Annotated in this window: 20 protein-coding genes; 14 read left to right on the forward strand and 6 right to left on the reverse strand. The window is 37.5% G+C overall.

Annotation, left to right across the window (positions count from 1 at the left end; genetic code table 11):
* Positions 1–2: 2 nt before the first annotated feature.
* Both DSM03_RS13165 and DSM03_RS13170 read left to right on the forward strand, forming a co-directional pair.
* The gene (locus tag DSM03_RS13165; RefSeq protein ID WP_128762229.1) at positions 3–485 is read left to right on the forward strand and encodes a DUF192 domain-containing protein; all 483 of its coding nucleotides are present in this window, start codon (positions 3–5) and stop codon (positions 483–485) included.
* Positions 485–1,402: a glutaminase gene (locus tag DSM03_RS13170; protein WP_128762230.1), complete on the forward strand. Its 918-nt coding sequence runs from the start codon at positions 485–487 to the stop codon at positions 1,400–1,402. Before DSM03_RS13165 ends, DSM03_RS13170 begins: the two co-directional genes overlap by 1 nt.
* 169 nt (positions 1,403–1,571) lie before the next feature.
* Here the strand turns inward: DSM03_RS13170 and secDF are convergent, their stop codons facing one another.
* Positions 1,572–4,580, reverse strand: coding sequence for a protein translocase subunit SecDF (gene secDF / locus DSM03_RS13175; protein ID WP_128762231.1), 3,009 nt, complete (start codon positions 4,578–4,580; stop codon positions 1,572–1,574).
* A gap of 588 nt (positions 4,581–5,168) precedes the next feature.
* Between secDF and DSM03_RS13180 the strand changes: the two genes are divergently transcribed.
* Entirely contained in the window at positions 5,169–7,724 is a 2,556-nt protein-coding gene (locus DSM03_RS13180) for an adenosylcobalamin-dependent ribonucleoside-diphosphate reductase (protein WP_128762232.1), read from the forward strand.
* Between the two features lie 70 nt (positions 7,725–7,794).
* Here DSM03_RS13180 and DSM03_RS13185 read toward each other — a convergent pair whose 3' ends face one another.
* From DSM03_RS13185 to asnB, 4 genes are all read right to left on the reverse strand, one after another.
* Entirely contained in the window at positions 7,795–8,721 is a 927-nt protein-coding gene (locus tag DSM03_RS13185; RefSeq protein ID WP_128762233.1) for a malate dehydrogenase, read from the reverse strand.
* Between the two features lie 240 nt (positions 8,722–8,961).
* Positions 8,962–9,966 carry a DUF6588 family protein gene (locus DSM03_RS13190; protein WP_128762234.1) on the reverse strand — a complete coding sequence of 335 codons (1,005 nt, stop codon included), beginning with the start codon at positions 9,964–9,966 and terminating at the stop codon, positions 8,962–8,964.
* Positions 9,967–10,083: 117 nt separating this feature from the next.
* Positions 10,084–12,024 (reverse strand): DNA topoisomerase (ATP-hydrolyzing) subunit B, encoded by a 1,941-nt coding sequence (gyrB, locus tag DSM03_RS13195; protein ID WP_128762235.1) that lies wholly within the window; start codon positions 12,022–12,024, stop codon positions 10,084–10,086.
* Between the two features lie 374 nt (positions 12,025–12,398).
* Positions 12,399–14,081, reverse strand: a complete 1,683-nt coding sequence (gene asnB / locus DSM03_RS13200; protein WP_128762236.1) for an asparagine synthase B — start codon at positions 14,079–14,081, stop codon at positions 12,399–12,401.
* A 256-nt stretch (positions 14,082–14,337) separates the two neighbouring features.
* On the opposite strand from asnB, the gene DSM03_RS13205 reads away from it, so the two are divergent.
* Positions 14,338–14,892 (forward strand): DUF2911 domain-containing protein, encoded by a 555-nt coding sequence (locus tag DSM03_RS13205; RefSeq protein WP_128762237.1) that lies wholly within the window; start codon positions 14,338–14,340, stop codon positions 14,890–14,892.
* Between the two features lie 51 nt (positions 14,893–14,943).
* Here DSM03_RS13205 and DSM03_RS13210 read toward each other — a convergent pair whose 3' ends face one another.
* Positions 14,944–15,576: a 7-carboxy-7-deazaguanine synthase QueE gene (locus tag DSM03_RS13210; protein WP_128762238.1), complete on the reverse strand. Its 633-nt coding sequence runs from the start codon at positions 15,574–15,576 to the stop codon at positions 14,944–14,946.
* Between the two features lie 175 nt (positions 15,577–15,751).
* On the opposite strand from DSM03_RS13210, the gene DSM03_RS13215 reads away from it, so the two are divergent.
* The 10 genes from DSM03_RS13215 (at position 15,752) to DSM03_RS13260 (ending at position 22,622) form a co-directional block, all read left to right on the forward strand.
* The gene (locus DSM03_RS13215; RefSeq protein WP_128762239.1) at positions 15,752–17,275 is read left to right on the forward strand and encodes a helicase HerA-like domain-containing protein; all 1,524 of its coding nucleotides are present in this window, start codon (positions 15,752–15,754) and stop codon (positions 17,273–17,275) included.
* Between the two features lie 26 nt (positions 17,276–17,301).
* Positions 17,302–17,847 carry a hypothetical protein gene (locus DSM03_RS13220; protein WP_128762240.1) on the forward strand — a complete coding sequence of 182 codons (546 nt, stop codon included), beginning with the start codon at positions 17,302–17,304 and terminating at the stop codon, positions 17,845–17,847.
* A 10-nt stretch (positions 17,848–17,857) separates the two neighbouring features.
* Positions 17,858–18,226, forward strand: coding sequence for a cupin domain-containing protein (locus tag DSM03_RS13225; RefSeq protein ID WP_128762241.1), 369 nt, complete (start codon positions 17,858–17,860; stop codon positions 18,224–18,226).
* 147 nt (positions 18,227–18,373) lie between these two features.
* Positions 18,374–18,577, forward strand: a complete 204-nt coding sequence (locus DSM03_RS13230; RefSeq protein ID WP_128762242.1) for a hypothetical protein — start codon at positions 18,374–18,376, stop codon at positions 18,575–18,577.
* A gap of 48 nt (positions 18,578–18,625) precedes the next feature.
* The gene (locus tag DSM03_RS13235; RefSeq protein WP_128762243.1) at positions 18,626–19,465 is read left to right on the forward strand and encodes an alpha/beta hydrolase; all 840 of its coding nucleotides are present in this window, start codon (positions 18,626–18,628) and stop codon (positions 19,463–19,465) included.
* Between the two features lie 28 nt (positions 19,466–19,493).
* Positions 19,494–20,288, forward strand: coding sequence for a 23S rRNA pseudouridine(2604) synthase RluF (gene rluF, locus DSM03_RS13240; protein ID WP_128762244.1), 795 nt, complete (start codon positions 19,494–19,496; stop codon positions 20,286–20,288).
* A 132-nt stretch (positions 20,289–20,420) separates the two neighbouring features.
* A complete protein-coding gene (locus DSM03_RS13245) occupies positions 20,421–20,666 on the forward strand; it encodes a DUF7218 family protein (protein WP_128762245.1) in 246 nt (81 codons plus the stop codon).
* A gap of 24 nt (positions 20,667–20,690) precedes the next feature.
* Entirely contained in the window at positions 20,691–21,110 is a 420-nt protein-coding gene (locus DSM03_RS13250) for a VOC family protein (protein ID WP_128762246.1), read from the forward strand.
* Positions 21,110–22,168 carry an AI-2E family transporter gene (locus DSM03_RS13255; RefSeq protein WP_128762247.1) on the forward strand — a complete coding sequence of 353 codons (1,059 nt, stop codon included), beginning with the start codon at positions 21,110–21,112 and terminating at the stop codon, positions 22,166–22,168. The genes DSM03_RS13250 and DSM03_RS13255 overlap by 1 nt, the downstream gene beginning before the upstream one ends.
* Positions 22,143–22,622: a thiol-disulfide oxidoreductase DCC family protein gene (locus tag DSM03_RS13260; protein WP_128762248.1), complete on the forward strand. Its 480-nt coding sequence runs from the start codon at positions 22,143–22,145 to the stop codon at positions 22,620–22,622. The genes DSM03_RS13255 and DSM03_RS13260 overlap by 26 nt, the downstream gene beginning before the upstream one ends.
* Positions 22,623–22,627 lie beyond the last annotated feature (5 nt).

The raw sequence follows: 22,627 nt of genomic DNA on the forward strand, positions 1-22,627 counted from the left end.
TTATGTTTAAGAAACTAGTTTTTCTCGCTTTAGGCTTTAGCACAATTATTTCGTGTAAAAATCAAGAATCAGAACCTACAGAGATTCCGCAGGAACAAATAGCCTTTACACAAGAAGGAAAACTTCAAATAATTAAGCAGAACGAAGAGAAAGTCTACTTCAATATAGAAATTGTAGATACTGATTATGAGACCGAAACCGGACTGATGTATCGGGAATTTATGGAGCAAAATCAGGCGATGCTTTTTGTTTTTAAAAACGAAAGACCGCATAGCTTTTATATGAAGAACACATACATTCCTTTGGATTTATTTTTCATTACAAAAGAAATGAAAATTGCTACTATAATTGAAAACGCAAAGCCTTTAGATGAATCCAGCCTTCCTTCTGAAGTACCCGTAACCTACGTTTTAGAAACCAATGCAGGTATTGCTGAACTTTGGGATATAAAAGAAGGAGATTCAATCAGTTGGAAACGCAGATAATGGATTACTCCAAGGTATTACAAGAAATTAAAGAGGAAATAGTAACCTTTAAAAATACCGGAAAAGTTGCAACCTATATCCCCGAACTCGGAAAAGTTGATCCCTCAAAGTTTGGAGTGTATTTACAATGTACTGACGGAAGCGGATACGGCTTAGGAGATGCTCTAGATCGTTTTTCAATTCAAAGTATCTCAAAAGTACTCAGCCTCTCTCTAGCTCTTAAGCTCAAAGGAAAAGAGGTCTGGAAACGCATAGGCGTAGAACCCTCAGGAGATCCTTTTAACTCTTTAGTACAGCTTGAATACGAGAAGGGAATTCCCCGAAATCCGTTTATAAATGCAGGTGCTCTTGTGGTTGCAGACATTCTAATTTCAGAATTAAAAAATCCTAAAGAAGAACTCTTACAATTTGTACGCGACATCGCAGAAGATCAAACTATCGATTACGATGAAAACGTAGCAGCTTCAGAAATGATGCATAAATTTCGCAATGCTTCACTTACTCATTTGATGAAAGACTTTGGAAACATCCACAACAACGTAGATGATGTACTGGACTTTTATTTCCACCAGTGTTCTATAGCGATGAACTGTAAGCAGCTGACTCAGGCATTCACTATTTTCCTAAACTACGGTAAATACGATCTAAGTAAAGAAGCGGCAGTATTAGATACTATGCTCGCAAAACGAATTAATGCCTTGATGCTTACCTGTGGTTTTTACGACGAATCTGGAGAATTTGCATTCTCTGTAGGCTTACCCGGAAAAAGCGGTGTAGGCGGAGGCATTGTCGCGTTACATCCTAAATATTACAGTATAGCCGTTTGGAGCCCTCCACTAAATAAAAATGGCAATTCTGAACTCGGAATGAAAGTACTTGAACTCCTTACCTCCAAAACAGAAATCTCTGTTTTTTAAAAAATAATTAATCGCAAACTACCTCAGAGCAAGTCCACGAGACAGGCGTTAGAAGTAAATTTTCATTTAGAGGCAAGCCTCGGGAAATTAAACCCTTTAGCAAAGCCAATAAAAAAGGGTCTGCTTTTAAAATCAGACCCTTTTTTATAGATTAAAATTTAACTAAAAATTACGCTACAGTCTCCTCTTCTTCTACTTTTTCTGGCTTTAACGCCTTCTTCTGGATCGTATCAAACATAACCGGTGTTGCGATAAAGATCGAAGAGTATGTACCTACTACAACCCCTACAATCAATGCAAACATAAAGCCCATTATACTTGCCCCACCAAAAATGAAGATCGCAAGCAATACAATCAATGTAGTCATAGACGTATTTAAGGTACGGCTAATAGTGCTGTTAATCGCCTGATTGATAATAACACCCATCTTGCGATCTGTACCGTACTCCTTCATAAACTCTCTAATACGGTCAAATACAACCACAGTATCATTCAACGAGTAACCAATAACGGTTAGTATCGCAGCGATGAAAGACTGATCAATTTCCATATTAAATGGCATAAACTTATAGGTCAACGAGAAAATACCTAACACAATTAACACATCATGGAAAACTGCAACAACAGCTCCCAGTGAAAATTGCCATCTTCTAAAACGCAGTAAGATGTATAAGAACACAACTACCAATGATCCTAAAACAGCCCAGAAGGAATCTCTTTTAATGTCATCTGCGATAGTAGGACCTACCTTGTTGTATTCTAGAATACCTACTTTCTCTTCAGTAGAACCACCTTTTACAAACTGCGCAAGAGTTAAATCTGCAGGTAAATAGCTTTTTAAGGCTGCATATAATTTCTGCTGAATATCATCATCTACTTCAGAAGCTTCCTCATCAATTCTATACTTCGTGGTGATTTTTAACTGATTTGCTTCACCGTATGTTTTTGCTTGTGCACTTTCTAGTTCTGCAATCAATTTATTTTCAACTTCTGTTGCATTTACAGGAGCTTCAAAACGAACTGTATAATTACGCCCCCCTACAAAGTCAACACCCTGATCAAGACTGTTCGTAAATAAGGAGATTAAACTTATAATTATTAAAACACCACTTATGATATATGCAACTTTTCTCTTCGCAAGAAAATCTCTGTTGAAATTGGTAAACAGATTTTTTGTTGCACCCGTAGAGAATGCAAGAGATTTACCGTTTTTACCATAACCATCAATAAATAAACGGGTAACAAAGATTGCTGTGAATAATGACGTACCAATACCTATCATCAAGGTTGTTGCAAAACCTTGAATAGGTCCTGTACCGAATAAGAATAATATTAATGCCGTTAAGAACGTAGTAATGTTCGCATCAAGAATAGACGACAATGCATTATTGAAGCCGTCTTTAATAGCATCTTTTTGAGACTTTCCTTTTGCAATCTCTTCTTTAATACGCTCAAAAATCAGCACGTTTGCATCCACAGACATACCTATCGTAAGAACGATACCTGCAATACCAGGAAGGGTAAGTACAGCTCCAAGACCCGCAAGTATACCAAATATAAATAAGATGTTTACCGCTAAAGCAACATCTGCAAAAAGACCTGCTTTACCGTAATAGAACACCATCCATACCAGCACCAATAAAAGTGCGATCACAAATGACATCAAACCACTATTAATTGCCTCTTGCCCTAATGAAGGCCCGACAACATCATAAGATATAATTTTTGCAGAAGCAGGAAGTTTACCCGCTTTCAATACATTCGCTAAATCCTGAGCTTCTGCAACTGTGAAACTACCTGAAATTTCTGTAGCACCATTTTTAATTTCTGCTTTTGCTGTAGCAGCAGAATAAACCGTACCATCAAGAACTATTGCAATAGCGTTTCCTTCACTTGCAACCTCTCCGGTTAATTTAGCCCACTGACCGGGACCCTGCCCCTCAAAATCGATACCTACAGATGGCTGACCGGCTTGTGTATATTGTTGACGTGAATCTTGCACAACATCACCATCCATTGCAGCAGAACCACTTCGGTCTGACATTAACGCATAGAGTGGAACAACATCAGATTCTCCCTCAGTAATTCCCCATCTGAATTTTGCAAAACGTAATTCTTGTGGACGAAGCCTTACAATTTCAGGCTTTCCTAAATAGCCATTAATAGTAGCAGTATCTTTTACCTGAGCATAACCTACAATTGGAGCCTGAGCATATTGCTGAATAGCTGGGTTAAAACTAAACACCTCAAATAAAGGATTATTTTGTGCAGCAGGACTTATTGAATCTTCCTCGCTTGCAAGCAAGTCTTCGATAGAATCATCTGTATCTGTAGAATCAACAGTTGCTGTTGTCTCTTGCTCTTCAGCAGGAGCAACAATATCTTTTAAAACAGTGTTTACCTCTAATAAATAAGGTGCAACCTGAGAAGCGTAGTGCGTTTTGTAAAACTCTAATTGAGCAGTACTTTCTAATTGAAATTTTACACGCTCTATATCAGTAGCTCCGGGAAGCTCAATTAAAATTCGAGACTGATTGTCTAAACGCTGAATGTTAGGTTGTGTAACACCAAATTTATCAATACGATTACGCAATACTTCAAAAGCAGAATTGATAGATCCTTCAATTTCCTGAGCTATGATAGGTTCTACCTCTGCATTGGTCATATTAAAGTTGATCTTCTCTCCTAAAGTGGTATTCGCAAAAATATCTGGAGAAGCCAATTTATTATCACCAGGAATAGCCTCAAAAGCATCAAAAAAATCATCTAAAAAGCTATTTTGAGAATCCTTTTGAGCTTCTGCAGCCTGATCTATAGCCTGATTAAAAGCAGGATCTGTACTGTTATTACTCAAACCTCTCAAAATATCTGCAACAGAAATTTCAAGAATAGCATTCATACCTCCTTTAAGATCCAGACCTTTGTTAAGCTCTTTATCTTTTGCATCATTATACGTAATACCTAAAGCTATAGGATCATTACCTATAGAGTCTAAATATTGACGCTCAACTTCACCTCTTCGGTCTACATAATCCTCAACAGAATTGGGTACTTTTTGCTCAGCAAAAGCAGCTGCTTTGTCTTCTGTTTGATTTGTGAAGTACGTAAACGAAAGCTGGTATAAACTCACCAACCCAAATAAAATCGCAAATACTCTAATGAGTCCTTTATTTTGCATTACTCTTTAATATTTATTAATTCTTCCCGAACCTTTTTCAGGCGATTTTGTAAAACGTGCAAATATAGGGTTTCAATGCAGAAATGCCAATAAATATCTTTTTGATTTCTTTAACCTTTTAATTTACTGAAAATCATATGTTTAGTTTACTTTTAATACAGTTCCAGACTTAATCTTATATGTTAAAAAGGAGGCTATAGAATTGAACAAATCAAACCATCTCCTATTTAATTTAACACCTAGCGACACTTTTTCCGCATTAAATAACTAAATACTAATTAAATAGCGTTTCATAAAATTTGTTAATATGAGAAAAATAAATACTATTTTTTTCATATTTAATTAGCCACTTTTATAAGATTTATGCAACTATTTTAACCAAAAACCGGTGATGCCATAAATTAAAAAATTCATATAAAAATTATAAAATTTTTCAACTTTTAAGTGTTGATAAATTTTTAAGTATTTGAATTTCAGATATTTAAAATTATCTATAAGCAACTTTACAGCACATCAAATTTTTTTGTGTTTATTTTTCAACTACCTTCACACCATTAAAACCAGATCTAATTCTTTAAAATTAAACCGATGGCTACACAAGTTACCGCTCCTGCTTCGCAAACGTATTCACAAGATGAAGCCTTTAAAGCTTCACTAAAATATTTTAAAGGAGACGACCTTGCAGCCCGCGTATGGGTCAATAAATATGCTCTTAAGGATTCTGACGGTAATATCTACGAAAAAACCCCCGATGACATGCACCGTCGTATTGCAAAAGAGTTGGCACGTATAGAAGCGCGTTATCCCAACCCTATGAGTGAAGCGGAAGTTTTTGACTTGATTAGAGATTTTAAATATATCGTTCCTCAGGGTAGTCCAATGGCAGGAATTGGCAATCCGTACCAAGTAGGCTCTTTATCTAATTGTTTTGTCATAGGAAACGATGGTGCTTCTGATTCTTACGGCGGAATTATGAAGATAGACCAGGAACAGGTTCAACTTATGAAGCGTCGTGGAGGTGTAGGTCACGATCTTTCTCATATAAGACCTAAAGGTTCTGGTGTAAAAAATTCAGCATTAACCTCAACAGGGCTTGTCCCTTTTATGGAGCGGTACTCTAACTCTACCCGTGAGGTTGCTCAAGACGGAAGACGTGGAGCTTTAATGCTTTCAGTTTCTATAAATCATCCCGATGCAGAAGATTTTATCGATGCTAAAATGGAGCAAGGCAAAGTGACCGGCGCAAATGTTTCAGTTCGTATTGATGATGGGTTTATGCAAGCTGTAAAAGATCAAAAAAAATATACACAGAAATATCCCATTTTCAGCAAAAACCCGCTAAACCAAAAAGAGATCGAAGCTGAAAAACTTTGGAAAAAAATTGTTCATAATGCTTGGAAATCTGCAGAACCCGGCATTCTTTTCTGGGACACGATTTCCCGTGAATCTGTACCCGATAGTTATGCAGATTTAGGTTACAAAACGGTTTCAACAAATCCGTGTGGTGAAATCCCCTTGTGCCCTTATGACTCTTGTCGCTTATTAGCTATCAACCTATTTTCATATGTTGAAGAACCTTTTACTAAAAATGCTTCTTTCAACTTTGATCTGTTTAAAAAACATGTTGCAAAAGCGCAGCGTATTATGGATGATATCATCGATTTAGAGTTGGAAAAAGTAGATGCTATACTTGCAAAAATAGAAAGCGATCCAGAAAGCGAAGAAGTCAAAAATGTAGAGCACAATCTGTGGTTAAATATCAAAAAGAAAGCTCAGGAAGGTCGCCGTACAGGAATAGGCATTACTGCAGAAGGTGATATGCTGGCTGCTTTAGGCATCAAATACGGAAGCGAAAAAGGGAATGAATTTTCTGTAGAAATTCATAAAACTATCGCCATTGAAGCGTATCGAGCTTCGGTTTACGCAGCAAAAGAACGGGGTGCTTTTCCTATTTTCGACTCAGAACGCGAGAAAGAAAATCCGTTTATTTTGAGACTGAAAGAAGCAGATGAAAAATTATATTACGATATGCTGGAATACGGTCGTCGTAACATCGCGCTGCTCACGATCGCCCCTACCGGAACGACGAGCTTAATGACACAGACCACCTCTGGAATAGAACCCGTGTTTCTTCCTGTTTACAAGCGCCGTCGTAAAGTAAATCCTAATGACAAAGACGCTCGTGTAGATTTTGTTGACGAAGTAGGAGATTCGTGGGAAGAATATGTGGTTTTTCATCACCGCTTTAAAGAATGGATGAAAATCAACGGGATTGCTACTGACAAAAACTACAGCCAGGAAGAACTGAATGAAATTGTTGCTCAATCTCCGTATTATCAAGCAACTTCCAATGATGTTGACTGGTTAAATAAAGTACGCATGCAAGGTGCTGTACAAAAATGGGTAGATCACAGCATCAGCGTCACTATCAACCTGCCTAATGATGTAAACGAGGAGCTTGTGGGCGATTTATATCTTGAAGCCTGGCAAGCAGGCTGCAAAGGTGTCACCGTTTATCGCGATGGCTCACGCTCTGGAGTTTTGATTTCTAATGAGGAGAATAAAGAGGAGGAAGACAATGAAACACTAACCGCTTTCCCTACTAAGAGACCACAAATCTTAGAGGCAGATATCGTACGTTTTCAAAATAATAAGGAAAAATGGATCGCTTTTATAGGACTTATAGAAGGAAAGCCTTATGAGATCTTTACCGGTATTGCTGATGATGAAGATGGAATTTTACTACCCCGCTGGGTTGAAAAAGGGCTGATCATTAAAAATCGAAATGATGACGGAAGCTCTCGTTATGATTTTCAATATCAAAACAAAAGAGGCTATAAAACCACTATTGAAGGGCTCTCTCACAAGTTTGATCCAGAGTATTGGAATTATGCAAAATTAATCTCTACCACACTTCGCTACGGAATGCCTATTGAAAAAGCTGTCGAACTAACTAACAGTTTACAGTTAGATAGCGCTTCAATCAATACCTGGAAAAATGGTGTAGCACGTGCTTTAAAACGATATGTTGCAGATGGCACAGTAGCTCGCAAACAAAAATGTGACAACTGTAATTCTTCAGAATTGATTTATCAGGAAGGTTGTCTTACATGTAAGGACTGCGGCTCTTCTAAATGCGGATAATATTTCGAAGCAAACTGAATAAAAAAAGCCGCTCATTGAGCGGCTTTTCTTTTTCTGTATAAAAATCAGATTACAACTCTAACAATCCGTTGGTTTTCTTCACCGCAGCAGCACTCTCCTGAAGTTTTGCTTTTTCAGCATCTGTAAGATCTACAGGTACGATTTTCTCAATACCTCCTTTTCCTAAAATAACAGGAACACCGATACAAATATCATCTAGATCATACTCTCCTTCTAATAAAGCAGAGCAAGGGAACATCTTTTTCTGATCACAAGCAATTGCCTGCACCAATCCAGAAACAGCAGCTCCGGGAGCATACCAGGCAGAAGTGCCTAATAACTTAGTAAGTGTAGCTCCACCTACTTTTGTATCTTCTTTCACTTGCTCTAGACGATCTTCAGCTAAAAAATCTGAAGCAAGAACACTATTACGAGTTGCAAGACGTGTTAAAGGAATCATTCCGGTATCACTGTGACCACCTATAACCATTCCGTCAACATCAGAAATAGGACATTCTAAAGCTTCAGCTAAACGATATTTGAAACGTGCGCTATCTAAAGCGCCCCCCATTCCTATAATCCTATTTTTAGGAAGTCCGGTAGTTTTATGAACTAAATAAGTCATCGTATCCATTGGGTTACTCACTACAATAATGGTAACGTCTGGAGAATGCTTAATTAAATTTGAAGAAACATCTTTTACAATACCTGCGTTGATACCTATAAGCTCTTCTCTGGTCATACCTGGCTTTCGCGGAATACCACTTGTAATAACTGCTATATCGCTGCCAGCAGTTTTAGAGTAATCTCCGGTTGTACCGGTAATACGGGTATCAAAAGCATTTAAAGAAGCGGTTTGCATCAAATCCATCGCTTTACCTTCAGCATAACCTTCCTTAATATCAAGAAGAATAACATCTGAGGCAAAATTTTTCATAGCTATATATTCGGCACAACTTGCACCTACAGCTCCTGCTCCTACTACGGTAACTTTCATGGGTATGTATTTATAAGATTTATTAAATAAGTTTATCACAACCGGCAAAACAACTAAGTTATCGATTGCGGCTTTAAAATTACGACTTCATTTAATCTTTTAAGACTCTTAACACTTAAAATTAGGTTATGATTTGCATCATAGACTCTATATTCGGCTTCCTCAAACTCCACAGTATAAATAAAGCCACTTATAAGCTATATGCTTAAAAGTGGCTCTGGCAACTTGAAAAAGTAGTCTTTATCTAAAGCTAAACGCAATACCTGCGCTTAAGTTATTATACTCCTGAACTGTATAGTCCGCATAAATTTTGAAAAATGCCAGGTTTAAACGTGCGCCTAATGAAGCTCTAACGCTAGACGGACTGTAAGAAAGTGCAATGGGATCTGTTAAGGTAGTCCTGTCAGCGCCTCCATTATAATCTACATTATAAGTACCCAAAACATTCAATTCAGACTTACCTCCGGTATACCCTAAACCACCATACACAGTAATAAAAGGAAAATCTAACGAGGCTACACCTTGAAATGTATAAGAGTTTAATTTGAATTCTGCAGCCTGATTTACACCATCTACAGAAGATCCGTCCTCAATATCATAATCAACATTCATAGACGTGAATGCCCCCATAACTGCAACATTAAGCGGGAGCTTATCTAAAGGACCTAAGTATTGCATTAGATTATGCTTCAACCCCACTCCAAATAAGCTACCTTTTACATCGTCGCTCCCTAATTTTGGGGTCGCTCTAACCATTAAATCGGTATCATAAATAAGCCCAACACTTGCCTGAAGCGTCGGGGCCGGCATTGCGTTGAGAGGTAAATCATCTTTAATCCCTTCAGGCATGGTAAAAGTACCAGTATCCCCATCCTGAGTAACAACCGTTACTTCTGCAGGATTTCCGCTACCAGCAACTGTAGGTGTGGTTCCCGGAGATGCTGTTATGGTGTTTTCAAAATTTAAATCAGCAAAAGAAAACAGTTCCTTTTCAGTAGGCACAATTGCTGCATTAACTCCAATAGTAATATCAAAACCTAACTTTTTATGCGTTTTTGCGGTATGATACCAGCCGCCGGACATGCTATAAACTAAGCCTTCCATTGCTGGCGCAATATAGGCTCCCATTAAAGTATTAGCATCTGCTGCTCCCGCTACAATGATTGCTTCAAAGCCATCATCGTCCTGAGCAAAGGCATTAGCAGAAAGCGTAACTGCACTTAAAAATAGTAGTAGTTTTTTCATTTAATTGATTGATTTGGTTTATTCAAAAATAACAAAACCCCTGAAAGACACAAGGCTACACTATTAAAAAAGCCCGATAAATAATTATCGGGCTTTTAAAAATTTATTTAGCAAAATTTATGCATCAATATTAGCATAAACTGCATTTTTCTCAATGAATTCTCGACGTGGCGGAACCTCATCCCCCATCAGCATAGAGAAAATACGATCTGCTTCTGTACCGTTATCTATAGTTACCTGACGAAGCGTTCTAAATTCAGGGTTCATTGTGGTATCCCACAATTGCTCTGCATTCATCTCACCAAGACCCTTATAACGCTGTACACCGGCGCTTCCACCCATTTGCTCATTATACTCATCACGCTCTTTCTCACTCCAGGCATAACGCATTTTTTTACCTTTTTTGAGTAAGTAAAGTGGAGGCGTAGCTATATAAACATGACCCCCTTCAACCAGCTCACGCATATAACGGAAGAAGAAGGTTAAAATCAATGTAGCAATGTGACTACCATCTACATCGGCATCACACATAATCACAATTTTGTGATAACGCAGTTTTGAAAGATTTAATGCTTTACTATCTTCTTCCGTACCTATAGTAACACCTAAAGCTGTAAAAATATTCTTGATCTCTTCGTTTTCAAAAACCTTATGTTGCATCGCTTTCTCAACATTCAGAATTTTTCCGCGAAGCGGAAGAATCGCCTGAAAGTTACGATCACGACCCATTTTTGCAGTTCCACCTGCAGAATCACCCTCTACTAGAAATACTTCACAAGCATTAGGGTCTGTTTCAGAACAGTCGGCTAATTTTCCAGGTAAACCACCTATACTCATCACCGTCTTACGCTGCACCATCTCGCGTGCTTTCTTAGCAGCGTGGCGTGCCTGAGCAGCAAGTATAACTTTCTGCACAATTGTTTTTGCATCATCTGGATGCTCCTCCAGATAAATCTCAACCATTTCAGAAACCGCCTGCGAAACAGCGGAAGTTACTTCCCGGTTACCAAGTTTTGTTTTTGTCTGACCTTCAAACTGAGGTTCTGCAACTTTCACAGAAATAATCGCAGTAAGACCTTCTCTAAAGTCATCACCGGCAATCTCAAATTTTAGTTTATCTAACATCCCAGAAGCATCTGCATACTTTTTAAGCGAACTCGTTAAACCTCGTCTAAAACCAGCAAGATGTGTACCTCCTTCGTGTGTATTGATATTATTCACGTATGAATGTAAATTCTCTGCATAACTGTCGTTATAGATCATTGCAACCTCAACAGGAATATCATTCTTCTCCCCTTCCATAGATATAACCTCGCTAATGATTGGCTGACGGTTACCATCCATAAAACGAACAAATTCTTTCAACCCTTCATCAGAATGAAAAGTTTCAACAGGAAATTCTCCCTTATCATCCTTCTGGCGTTTATCCATCAAGGTGATAGTAATTCCTTTATTCAGATATGAAAGCTCACGCATACGACTAGCAAGCGTGTCGTAATTAAATTCTGTTGTTTGCTGAAAAATGGTGGGGTCTGGCAAGAAAGTTACCGCAGTACCGCGATCATCTGTATCACCTATTCCCTTGACAGGGTACATGGCTTTACCTTTCTCATACTCCTGCTCCCAAATTTTACCATCCCGGTAAACTGTTGCTCTCAAGTGATCTGAAAGTGCGTTAACACAACTCACACCAACACCATGTAAACCTCCAGAAACTTTATACGAATCTTTATCAAATTTTCCCCCGGCACCAATTTTGGTCATTACAACCTGAAGTGCAGAAACACCTTCTTTCTTATGTAAATCTACCGGAATACCCCGACCGTTATCTTTTACAGAGATCGAGTTATTTTCATTTATAATCACATCTATGGCATCACAGTGACCAGCCATAGCCTCATCTATAGAGTTATCAACAACCTCATAAACCAGATGATGCAAACCACGCACTCCTACATCCCCAATATACATCGATGGACGCATACGTACGTGCTCCATTCCTTCCAGCGCCTGAATGCTGTCTGCCGAATATTGTTTTTTATTGGCTTCTTCGCTCATATATCTTTATTAAGTTAAATTTCCTGTTTTACGATCTAAAACCCCTAATTGTATCAGTAATCTTAGACCTCTTTTTTTTTTGCTGAAAAGCTACAATTTCAATCTGAAAAAATTTAGTTAGATCAAGCTAAAGCTTCAAATCTAAACCCCATAAATCAGGTTAAAAAACCCTCATTACGACTAGCTAACAAATATAAAAAAAGGCTACGCGATAATGTGTCAAAAGCCGCGCCAAACAGCTTAAGTTATCAACAAATTGTGGAAAAATAGCAGTGAAATTTCAGTATTCTAAAGAATAATTGAGATTAGCTATTAAAACTAAAAAACGCCTTCTTTTTGAGAAGGCGTTTTCTAAACAAATTATGCAAACCGGACTATGCCAATTCTTTCTTTTTATAGGCATCACTGTGTACGTTTGCAACAGCTCTACCAGACGGATCGTTCATGTTCTTAAACGCCTCATCCCATTCTAATGCAATTTTTGTACTACACGCAACAGATGCTTCCTGAGGAACACTCATTGCCGCTGCATCACTTGGGAAATGCTCAGCAAATATACTTCTGTAGTAATACTCTTCTTTATTACCTGGTGTTTGAATAGGGAATTTATATTTAGCGTTAGCTAATTGCTCATCGCTAATTTTCTCGTTAACCATTTCTTTTAGAGTATCGATCCAGCTATAGCCTACGCCATCAGAAAACTGCTCTTTTTGTCTCCAAGCAACACTCTCAGGAAGATAGGATTCAAATGCTTTACGCAACACCCATTTTTCCATTCGCTCCCCATTGATCATTTTGTCTTGTGGGTTAATACTCATAGCTACATCCATAAATTCTTTATCCAAGAATGGAACGCGACCTTCAATACCCCAGGCAGCAAGAGATTTATTTGCTCTTAGACAATCATACATATGCAGTTTGCTCAGCTTACGTACAGTCTCCTCATGAAATTCTTTAGCATCGGGTGCTTTGTGAAAATAAAGATACCCTCCAAAAACCTCATCTGCACCTTCTCCGGAAAGAACCATTTTAACACCCATAGACTTAATTACACGAGCCATCAAATACATAGGAGTAGAAGCTCTAATCGTAGTAATATCGTAAGTTTCCAGATTATAGATTACATCTTTAATCGCATCCAGACCTTCCTGAATTGTAAATTTAATCTCGTGATGTACCGTGCCGATATGATCTGCTACTTTTTGGGCTGCGGCTAAATCTGGTGAACCTTCTAAACCTACAGAGAAAGAGTGTAATCTTGGCCACCACGCTCCATCTGTATCTCCAGACTCTATTCGCTTTTCTGCATATTTCTTTGCTACTGCAGAAGTAATAGAAGAATCTAAACCTCCTGAAAGTAATACTCCATAAGGCACATCAGACATCAACTGACGGTGCACTGCTGCTTCTAAAGCATCTCTTAGCTTCTCTATGCTAGTCTCATTATCTTTAACAGCATCATACTCCATCCAATCACGCTCGTACCATTTTTTCAACTCCCCTTCTGCACTGTGTAAATAATGTCCCGGAGGAAATAACTTAATTTTAGTACATGTTCCTTCTAAAGCTTTCAGTTCTGAAGCCACATAGAAAGTACCGTGCTCATCCCAACCCATATAAAGTGGAATTACACCCATATGATCACGAGCTACAAAATACTCGTCTTTCTCAGAATCGTATAATGAAAATGCAAAGATCCCGTTCAGTTTATCAATAAATCCAGGGCCTTCCTCTTGATAAAGTGCTAAGATCACTTCGCAATCAGATTGTGTTTTAAACTCGTATTTCCCTTTTAATTGCTTACGCAATTCCTGATGGTTATAAATCTCACCATTCGCCGCAAGAATTAATTTTCCGTCAGGGCTTAATAAAGGTTGTTTCCCTGATGCAGGGTCAACTATAGATAAACGCTCGTGAGCTAGAATAGCTTTCTCATCGCTATAAACACCATTCCAGTCTGGGCCACGGTGACGTATTTTTTTTGACATTTCTAAAAGCTGTGGTCTTAAGACCTCAGCTGGTTGCTTCAATTCATAGGCACATACTATCCCACACATAATCGTATTGTTTTAATTTGTTGGTTCAAAGATGCAACACGCATTTTAATTCACAAACAAAAAATACAAATATGCTTACATATTAAAACTTTTAAAATTAAATCACTCTAAAAATAAAAGTTTATAAATATGATTTTTGACATTTCAATTTATAAGTGCAAACTTCAATCATTTTAATAAAGTCTTAACAATTGTAGGTTTTGCAGCATTGTACATTTGTATAAAATTTTGACACTCAATTATTAAAAAAATAGTTATGAAATCCATTATACTTAAAAGTATCTTAGTAGCAACTCTTGTTTTTGGCAGCACTGCTACAGCTCAAAAGTTTAGCGAACTCGATAAAAGTCCGTTAGATATCGCTATGTTTCGCGGTCAGGATAAAGCGCCCCGAGTGCGTGTTATTTATAGCAGACCTCAGAAAAAAGGGCGCGATGTTTTTGCTGAAAAGGATGGAATGGAAAAATACGGTGAGGTATGGAGAACCGGAGCTAATGAATCAACCGAAATTAAATTCTACAAAGACATGATGGTAGGTGACACTAAAGTACCTGCTGGAACGTATACTTTATTCACTATCCCTACAGAAGATGAATGGACAGTAATTCTTAACAAAGACCTGGACACCTGGGGTGCTTACGGATACAAAGAAGAACGCGACTTAGTTCGTTTTAAAATACCAGCTCACAAAACAGCAGCACCTATCGAAGCATTTTCTATTTCGTTTCAACCTACAGAAGACGGTTCTGATATGTTCTTAGGGTGGGATGATCTATATATTCAAATTCCAATTGAAGAAGTTGAAATGTAATTTTCCGCGTTTATTAAACAAAATAGGCTTCCATCTGGAAGCCTTTTTTGTTTAAGGTATATTAAGATACTTATGGGTTTGCAAGCTTACCTTCCATTTAGGGTTTGCCATAACATAATCTACTATCAACGGAGTCATTTTTTCTCGTACACTCCATTCGGGTTGTAAAAACAATTCACATTTATCATTAACCTTTGCAGCATGTTCTTCCGCGAAAGCGAAATCATTTTTATTATATATGATCACTTTTAATTCATGAGCTTCATCATAGATACGAGGCTTTGGTAACATTCTCTTTTTTGGAGAAAGGCAAATCCAATCCCAATGCCCAGATAATTCATAAGCACCAGAAGTTTCAATATGTACATTCAACCCTTCAGCCTTGAGCATACTGGTTAAGTGATTCATATCCCACATTAATGGTTCACCACCCGTAATTACAATAGTCTTACTGTATTTTTTTGCATTAGCTACAATCGCAGCTGCCTCTGTAGGAGGATGTATCGCTGCATCCCAGCTTTCTTTAACATCACACCAGTGACAGCCTACATCACAACCACCTACTCTAATAAAATATGCAGGAGTACCGGTATGAGCGCCCTCACCCTGTATGGTATAAAATTCTTCCATTAACGGAAGTAATTCACCGAGCTCTACCCGGCTTGCTGTTGCCTCTTTTGTCATAGGGCGCAAAGATACACCTCAATAAAATCGTTGCCAAAGCTTAGCTACCTTATTTTCTATGGAAGAAATAAGATTACAACTCATACACACAGAATATTAAAATCAAAAAAAGAATAGTTTTATCATCCGGTTGCCTTTTGGCATTAATCCTTATTTTTATTCCAAATTTTGACTGATGAATCAAACTGAAGAATTTAAAGATCTTATAATACAAGGCAACACTTTTAAAGGAGCAAGTATCACTTTAGGAGCTGCTATGTTAGAAGGTCAGACCATCACAGGTGCACACGTAAAAATTCCACTTAAGACTATGAATCGTCATGGTCTTATTGCCGGGGCAACCGGTACGGGTAAAACTAAAACGCTACAGGTTTTGGCCGAAAATCTATCAGAAAAAGGAGTCCCGGTTCTGTTGATGGATATGAAAGGAGATCTTAGTGGTATCGCAAAAGCCAGTGAAGGTCATCCTAAAATTGATGAACGTCATGAAAAAATAGGATTGCCTTTTGAAGCCAAAGACTTTCCCGTAGAACTACTTACACTTTCTGAGCAAAATGGTGTACGCCTGCGAGCTACAGTAAGTGAATTTGGCCCGGTTTTATTTTCCCGTATTCTTGATGCGACCGATGCACAAACTGGTATTATAGCGATACTTTTTAAATACTGTGATGACAAAAGCCTACCGCTACTAGATTTAAAAGACTTTAAAAAGGTTTTGCAATATGCTACTGACGAAGGAAAAGAAGAAATTCAGGACTTATATGGAAGAATTTCTACAGCTTCGGCGGGTTCTATTTTGCGGAAAATCGTTCAGCTTGAGCAGCAAGGTGCAGATGTTTTTTTTGGCGAAAAATCTTTTGATGTAGATGATCTTTTACGCTTAGATGATAACGGAAGAGGAAAAATAAACATCATTCGGTTAACAGATATTCAAGATAGGCCTAAATTATTTTCAACCTTTATGTTGAGCCTTCTTGCTGAAATTTACAGCACATTCCCAGAGCAGGGAGATAGCGATCAACCGGAACTTGTAATCTTTATAGACGAAGCGCATCTTATTTTTAAAGAAGCTTCAAAGGCATTATACAGTCAGATTGAAAGTATCGTAAAGCTCATTCGCTCTAAAGGTGTAGGACTTTATTTTGTAACTCAAAATCCCACTGATGTTCCCGAAGGAGTCTTGAGTCAGTTGGGATTAAAAATTCAACATGCACTAAGAGCCTTTACTGCAAAAGACCGAAAGGCTATAAAATTAACCGCAGAGAACTATCCTGATTCAGAATATTACGACACAAAAGAAGTGCTAACCAGTCTAGGTACTGGTGAAGCTCTGGTTTCTGCATTAGATGAGAAAGGTCGCCCTACTCCTCTTGCTGCAACAATGATGCGCGCGCCAATGTCACGCATGGATATTCTAACCGATGCAGAGATTGAAGAAATAAATCGTAAATCTGCACTCGCTCCTAAATACAATGATACTGTAGATAGGGAAAGTGCTTATGAGCTGCTCAATGCAAAAATTAAAAAAGCAGAGACTGAAGAAGCTAAAGAAAAAGCGCAACAAGAACGTGCAACAGTAAAAAGAAGTTCTCGTACTTCTTCGCGTAGTAGTTCAACAGAAAAAGCTATTATTAAAGTACTCACCAGCGCCACGGTTATACGCGGTGTCTTGGGCATTTTAGGTAAACTAATTAAATAAAAAACAGACTTAAATTAAAACTCTATATGAAACGTATTTTATTCATTGCCCTTATTGCAAGTATATCACTCACCTCTTGTAACAGCGATAATGCTTTTACAATTACTGCAGACCAAGTAGGACCGTTGACAAAAGACACTCAAGTTAGTGAACTCAAAACCTTGTTTAGCAAAGACAGTGTTGTAGATCAAAACTCAGGCTTAAGCGAAGAACTCAATGTAAACGCTATTGAAATTTATGAGAAAGGCGGTGAGCAGCTATTAAGCCTTATGCCTACAAAAGAAGGGTCTCCTAAAACAATTAAAACGATTCAGATTTTTGATGCGCGTTATACCACTGAAGAGGGTATAAACCTCAACAGCACTTTTAAAGATATTACTGATGCTTATGAAGTTTCACGTGTTGAAACGTTGATTAGCAGCATTGTTATTTTTGTAGATGAAATTAACGCTTACTTTACAATAGATCGTGATGAACTTCCCGGAGAACTTAAATTCAATATGGATGCTAAAGTTTCTACTGCAGAAATACCTAGTGATGCCAAGATTAAATATTTTATGATAGGCTGGTAATCCCGATGTGATGTCTGATAAAAAATTTCAAATACAGAAAAAGCCTTTTGTAGTCCCTACTGATGACGGCAAATATATTGGCGAACATTTTGGTAAAGCCAGCGACGGTAATTCTGAAATTAGTATTGCTCATATGATCGCACCTCCACATTGGAGCGAACCTTTTCAAACTCCCGATTTTGATGAATACACGTTTATTTTTGAAGGCAAAAAGCAGTTTTTAATTGATGAGAAAGAGATTATTCTAGAAGCCGGAGAGTCTATTAAAATTCCTGCAGGAACACGTGTGCAGTATAGTAATCCTTTTGACAAACCGTGTACTTATATATCAATTTGCAAGCCTGCTTTTGATTTCAATAAAGTTAATAGAGAAGAATAATCAAACCCACTACAGCTCACAAACAACTGTGAATCAAATTCTAATTCGTAAATAATTATTAATTCTTACCTAAAGACACGTTAATCTAAAACCCAGCTTGAGTCTATAGCTGTACTTTTAAAATCTAACCTAATAATTTATACAATTATGATTAAGATTTTAGCAATAGTTATGGTAATAGGAGGAGCAATTTCACTTGTAGTAGGAATTATGGGTGTTTTTGGAAGTTTGAGCACCGGTGTTAGCCCTTGGGCCTTGGCTATATTGGGAGGTATTTTTTTCCTTTCTGGTATATCACTATTAAAATATCGAAAAGACACAGACGTTATTGATGCCGAAAATAAAAATTAGGCCACAGATAACCCGTATATTTGACCCTCTCAAAAAGAGGGTTTTTTTATGAATAAAATTGTCAAAAAAATTCTTCCGAAAGCGATTGGTTCATATATCAACGTGCTTGCTTTAGTAAGTCCCAGAGCTTCGGCAAAAAAAGCTTTTAAAGTTTTTAGCAAACCCAGACGCGGCAAAATAGGACCTCATCACGAAGGTTTTTTAAAACCGAATCTTGAACCACAAGTTACTGTTGAAGAGCATACCATACAACCTTACAGGTGGCCAGGTGAAGGCAAAACCATAGTCCTTGTTCACGGCTGGGAAAGTCATACACATCGGTGGAAAGATATGATTCACCGGTTTCAAGAAGAAGATTATAATATCATTGCCTTTGATGCACCCGCACACGGTTACAGTAGTGGTAAATACTTTTATGTTCCACTTTATCACAAGGCACTACGTGTAATTTTAAATACGTATCAGCCTGATTACCTCATCGGTCATTCTATGGGCGGAATGACTGTTTTATACAACCAGTCGCAGGAAGAAACTTTTAAAACTGAAAAATTAGTGATCCTGGGAGCTCCAGATAAATTAGAAAGCATCTTAAAAGATTACCAAAAACTTTTAGGCTTAAACAATAGAGCGCTAAAAGCATTGGATAATTTTTTCCTAAATAAATTCAATTTTAAAACTGTTGAGTTTTCTTCTTCCGCTTTTGCAAGAAAAATAACTGTGCCTACACTAGTCATTCACGATAAAGATGATACTATTACTCCGGCTTCTGGCTCACACGCCATTCATTCAGAATTACAAAAATCTAAATTTATAGAGACTAAAGGTCTTAATCATTCGCTTTACGATAATGAGGTAAATGAAAAAATCATAAATTTTTTAAAAGAGTAAGAAGTCATTCTTATTTAAATCAAACACTATGTCAGAAATTCCTTTAACTCGAATAAATAAGTTTTTAAGCGAAGTAGGTTTTTGTTCACGTCGGGAGGCAGATAAACTTATTGATGCCGGCCGTATTACAATTAACGGAAGCGTACCAGAAATGGGTACTAAAGTGAGCTCGGCCGACGAAATACGAGTTGACGGTAAATTAGTAGGCGAAGAAAAAGACCCACCAGTTTACTTAATCTTCAACAAACCTGTTGGCATAGTTTGTACTACAGACACTCGGGTAGAAAAAGACAATATTATTGACTACATCAACTATCCTACTCGCATTTTTCCGGTTGGGAGACTTGACAAAGCCAGTGAAGGTTTAATCTTTTTAACCAACGATGGCGATATCGTAAATAAAATTCTACGTGCTCGCAACAATCACGACAAAGAATACATTGTTGAAGTTGACAAACCCATTACTACTTCTTTTGTAAAAAGTATGGCTGGTGGTGTGCCTATTCTAGATACAATTACGCGAAAATGTGAAGTTGAACAATTGGGCAAAAAACGCTTCAAAATCATCTTAACGCAAGGTCTCAATCGCCAAATTAGACGTATGTGTGAGCATCTAGGCTATAATGTCACCAGATTGAAACGCGTGCGTATAATGAACATCAATCTTGATTTGAATGTCGGGAAGTACCGCCAGTTCACCAAAGAAGAACTCAAACAACTTAACGAACTTCTTTCTGAGAGTAGCGGTGAATTTGACCCCAATACTGAGCCTGGCAAACGACCTATTGTAAAACCTTCAGGCCCCAGACGCCGAAGAATGTAAAGCTTATTTCTGTACCAGAAATCATTTTATGTATTACAAAGGCTTAGTAATCATTAAACCTGTGTTAAGGAGCATCCACAACTGAATAATTCCTTTTATTTTTAAATAGCACTTATTTAGATTTAAAGAATTATGGCAGATAAGATTCCTTCGGTTAAAAATGAAGAACAATATGAAGCTTTGCGTGATCAAGGCTACAGCAAAGAGAAGTCTGCTCGTATAGCAAATACTCCAGATGCCGGTAAAAAAGGCGGTAAAGCAGAAAAATATGAAGACCGCACCAAAGATGACCTTTACCAGCAAGCTAAAAACATAGGAATAGACGGCAGATCTAAAATGAGTAAAAAAGAACTCATCAACGCTTTACGCAATAACTAATAAACGAACTAACCCTTAACGACTATGCCTGCACCTTTTCACTTAGCTATTCCTGTTGATGATGTAGCCAAAGCCCGCAAATTTTACAGAGATACTTTAGAACTTTCTGAAGGTCGCAGCAGTGAGCAATGGGTAGACTTTGACTTTTTTGGACATCAGCTTGTTATTCATTATAAGCCAAAAGAAGAAAAGGCATCCATACATCACAATGCCGTAGACGGTAAAGAAGTACCGGTTCCACATTTTGGGGTAGTACTGGATTGGGATGATTTTCATCTTTTTGCCAAACAACTAAAATCAAAAAAGATTGAATTTGCAATTGAGCCTTACATTCGCTTTGAAAGTCTTCCCGGAGAACAAGCAACGATGTTCTTTTACGATCCGTGCGGAAATGCATTAGAGTTTAAAAGTTTTAAAGATATTTCTCAACTATTCTCCAAATAATGAACAAATTAAAACCCGAATTAGTACGCCAACTTTTTTTAATAATCTTAATACTCTTTCTCTTTGTACTTATAGTAGAAGAGATGACTCCCTATTTATCTGGTGTTTTAGGCGCAATCACCTTATACGTACTCTTGCGTAAATTTGTTAAATGGTTAGTAAATAGAGGTTGGAAGTTAGGACTTGCTGCAGGTACTGCCATGCTGATTTCGTTTATCGTCATCCTAGTACCTATAGGGCTAACTGTCATGATGCTCACTAACAAAATAGGTAAAGCAGTAAAAAATTCTGAACGTGTTGTTGAAGTTGTAAAAAATCAAGTTGGGGTTTGGGAATCAGACCTAGGATTTAGCGTAAGTGACTCTATAGATACTAATTCTATTACAAGTTGGGTTTCTACGAATCTACAAAACTTTGCAGGTGGAACGTTTAATGTTTCTATCGCTATAGGTATAATGTATTTTATTCTCTATTATATGTTAGTCAATAATGATAAAATGCACAAATCACTTTATGCATTCATACCACTCAACGAAGAAAATATCGCTCGAATAGGTCACGAGAGTGTTGCAATGGTAAAAAGCAATGCTTTAGGAATACCTCTGGTTGCTTTAGCTCAAGGTATTGTTGCCTTAATCGGGTTTTTCATCTTTGGTGTTCCAGATCCTTTTTTCTGGTTTGTAATCACGGCTATTGGCAGTATGATTCCATTTGTGGGAACTTTATTAGGTATTGTTCCTGTAGTGATTCTTATGATTGCCAGCGGAAATAATCTTCAGGCTGTGGGTATTGCAATTTATGGGCTTGTAGTAGTAGGTTCTACAGATAACTTAATACGCCTTTATGTTTTAGAACGTCTTGCCAATGTACACCCGTTAGTAACACTAATTGGTGTGATTGTGGGGGTACCTCTTTTTGGGTTTATAGGACTTATTTTTGGCCCGTTACTTATTAGTTTGTTTTTGCTGATTGTGAAAATATACAAACACGAATATGGCGATGCGGATACCGAATTTGATAATTTAACTCCTGATGTTTCAGAAGATAATCAAGACTAAATATCCACCATCAGATAAACCTGTACTCATTTGGGATGGTAATTGTGGTTTCTGTAGATTTTGGATAACCAGATGGAAATCTAAAACTGGCGATGCGCTAGACTACAAAACCTTTCAAGAAACTTCAAAAAAATATAAAGATTTTCCGCTGAAGGAATTTAAAAAAGCAAGTCGACTTATAGAACCCAACGGAAATGTATATAGTGGTCCCGATTCTGCATACCGTTGTTATGATTACGCAAAGCGGAAAAATTACCCGTATCACAAGTGGTATGTTTCAAGTAAGATATTTAGATCTATAAGCGATAACTCATATAACTATTTTGCTAAGAATCGCCCGGCGATGTTTAAGATCACCAAAATATTATTCGGTAATAACCCGCTGAGTCTAAAACCTTACTGGGCTCTATATATTCTTGGTATTATACTATTGTTTTTTGTGGTTTTTCAATAAATTGC

The sequence above is a fragment of the Leeuwenhoekiella aestuarii genome (assembly GCF_004104055.1).
GTDB lineage: Bacteria > Bacteroidota > Bacteroidia > Flavobacteriales > Flavobacteriaceae > Leeuwenhoekiella > Leeuwenhoekiella aestuarii.

Coding starts and splice junctions, on each gene's coding strand:
- DSM03_RS13165 (WP_128762229.1), top strand. CDS start 3: ATGTTTAAGAAACTAGTTTTTCTCGCTTTAGGCTTTAGCACAATTATT.
- DSM03_RS13170 (WP_128762230.1), top strand. CDS start 485: ATGGATTACTCCAAGGTATTACAAGAAATTAAAGAGGAAATAGTAACC.
- secDF (WP_128762231.1), bottom strand. CDS start 4,580: ATGCAAAATAAAGGACTCATTAGAGTATTTGCGATTTTATTTGGGTTG.
- DSM03_RS13180 (WP_128762232.1), top strand. CDS start 5,169: ATGGCTACACAAGTTACCGCTCCTGCTTCGCAAACGTATTCACAAGAT.
- DSM03_RS13185 (WP_128762233.1), bottom strand. CDS start 8,721: ATGAAAGTTACCGTAGTAGGAGCAGGAGCTGTAGGTGCAAGTTGTGCC.
- DSM03_RS13190 (WP_128762234.1), bottom strand. CDS start 9,966: ATGAAAAAACTACTACTATTTTTAAGTGCAGTTACGCTTTCTGCTAAT.
- gyrB (WP_128762235.1), bottom strand. CDS start 12,024: ATGAGCGAAGAAGCCAATAAAAAACAATATTCGGCAGACAGCATTCAG.
- asnB (WP_128762236.1), bottom strand. CDS start 14,081: ATGTGTGGGATAGTATGTGCCTATGAATTGAAGCAACCAGCTGAGGTC.
- DSM03_RS13205 (WP_128762237.1), top strand. CDS start 14,338: ATGAAATCCATTATACTTAAAAGTATCTTAGTAGCAACTCTTGTTTTT.
- DSM03_RS13210 (WP_128762238.1), bottom strand. CDS start 15,576: ATGACAAAAGAGGCAACAGCAAGCCGGGTAGAGCTCGGTGAATTACTT.
- DSM03_RS13215 (WP_128762239.1), top strand. CDS start 15,752: ATGAATCAAACTGAAGAATTTAAAGATCTTATAATACAAGGCAACACT.
- DSM03_RS13220 (WP_128762240.1), top strand. CDS start 17,302: ATGAAACGTATTTTATTCATTGCCCTTATTGCAAGTATATCACTCACC.
- DSM03_RS13225 (WP_128762241.1), top strand. CDS start 17,858: ATGTCTGATAAAAAATTTCAAATACAGAAAAAGCCTTTTGTAGTCCCT.
- DSM03_RS13230 (WP_128762242.1), top strand. CDS start 18,374: ATGATTAAGATTTTAGCAATAGTTATGGTAATAGGAGGAGCAATTTCA.
- DSM03_RS13235 (WP_128762243.1), top strand. CDS start 18,626: ATGAATAAAATTGTCAAAAAAATTCTTCCGAAAGCGATTGGTTCATAT.
- rluF (WP_128762244.1), top strand. CDS start 19,494: ATGTCAGAAATTCCTTTAACTCGAATAAATAAGTTTTTAAGCGAAGTA.
- DSM03_RS13245 (WP_128762245.1), top strand. CDS start 20,421: ATGGCAGATAAGATTCCTTCGGTTAAAAATGAAGAACAATATGAAGCT.
- DSM03_RS13250 (WP_128762246.1), top strand. CDS start 20,691: ATGCCTGCACCTTTTCACTTAGCTATTCCTGTTGATGATGTAGCCAAA.
- DSM03_RS13255 (WP_128762247.1), top strand. CDS start 21,110: ATGAACAAATTAAAACCCGAATTAGTACGCCAACTTTTTTTAATAATC.
- DSM03_RS13260 (WP_128762248.1), top strand. CDS start 22,143: ATGTTTCAGAAGATAATCAAGACTAAATATCCACCATCAGATAAACCT.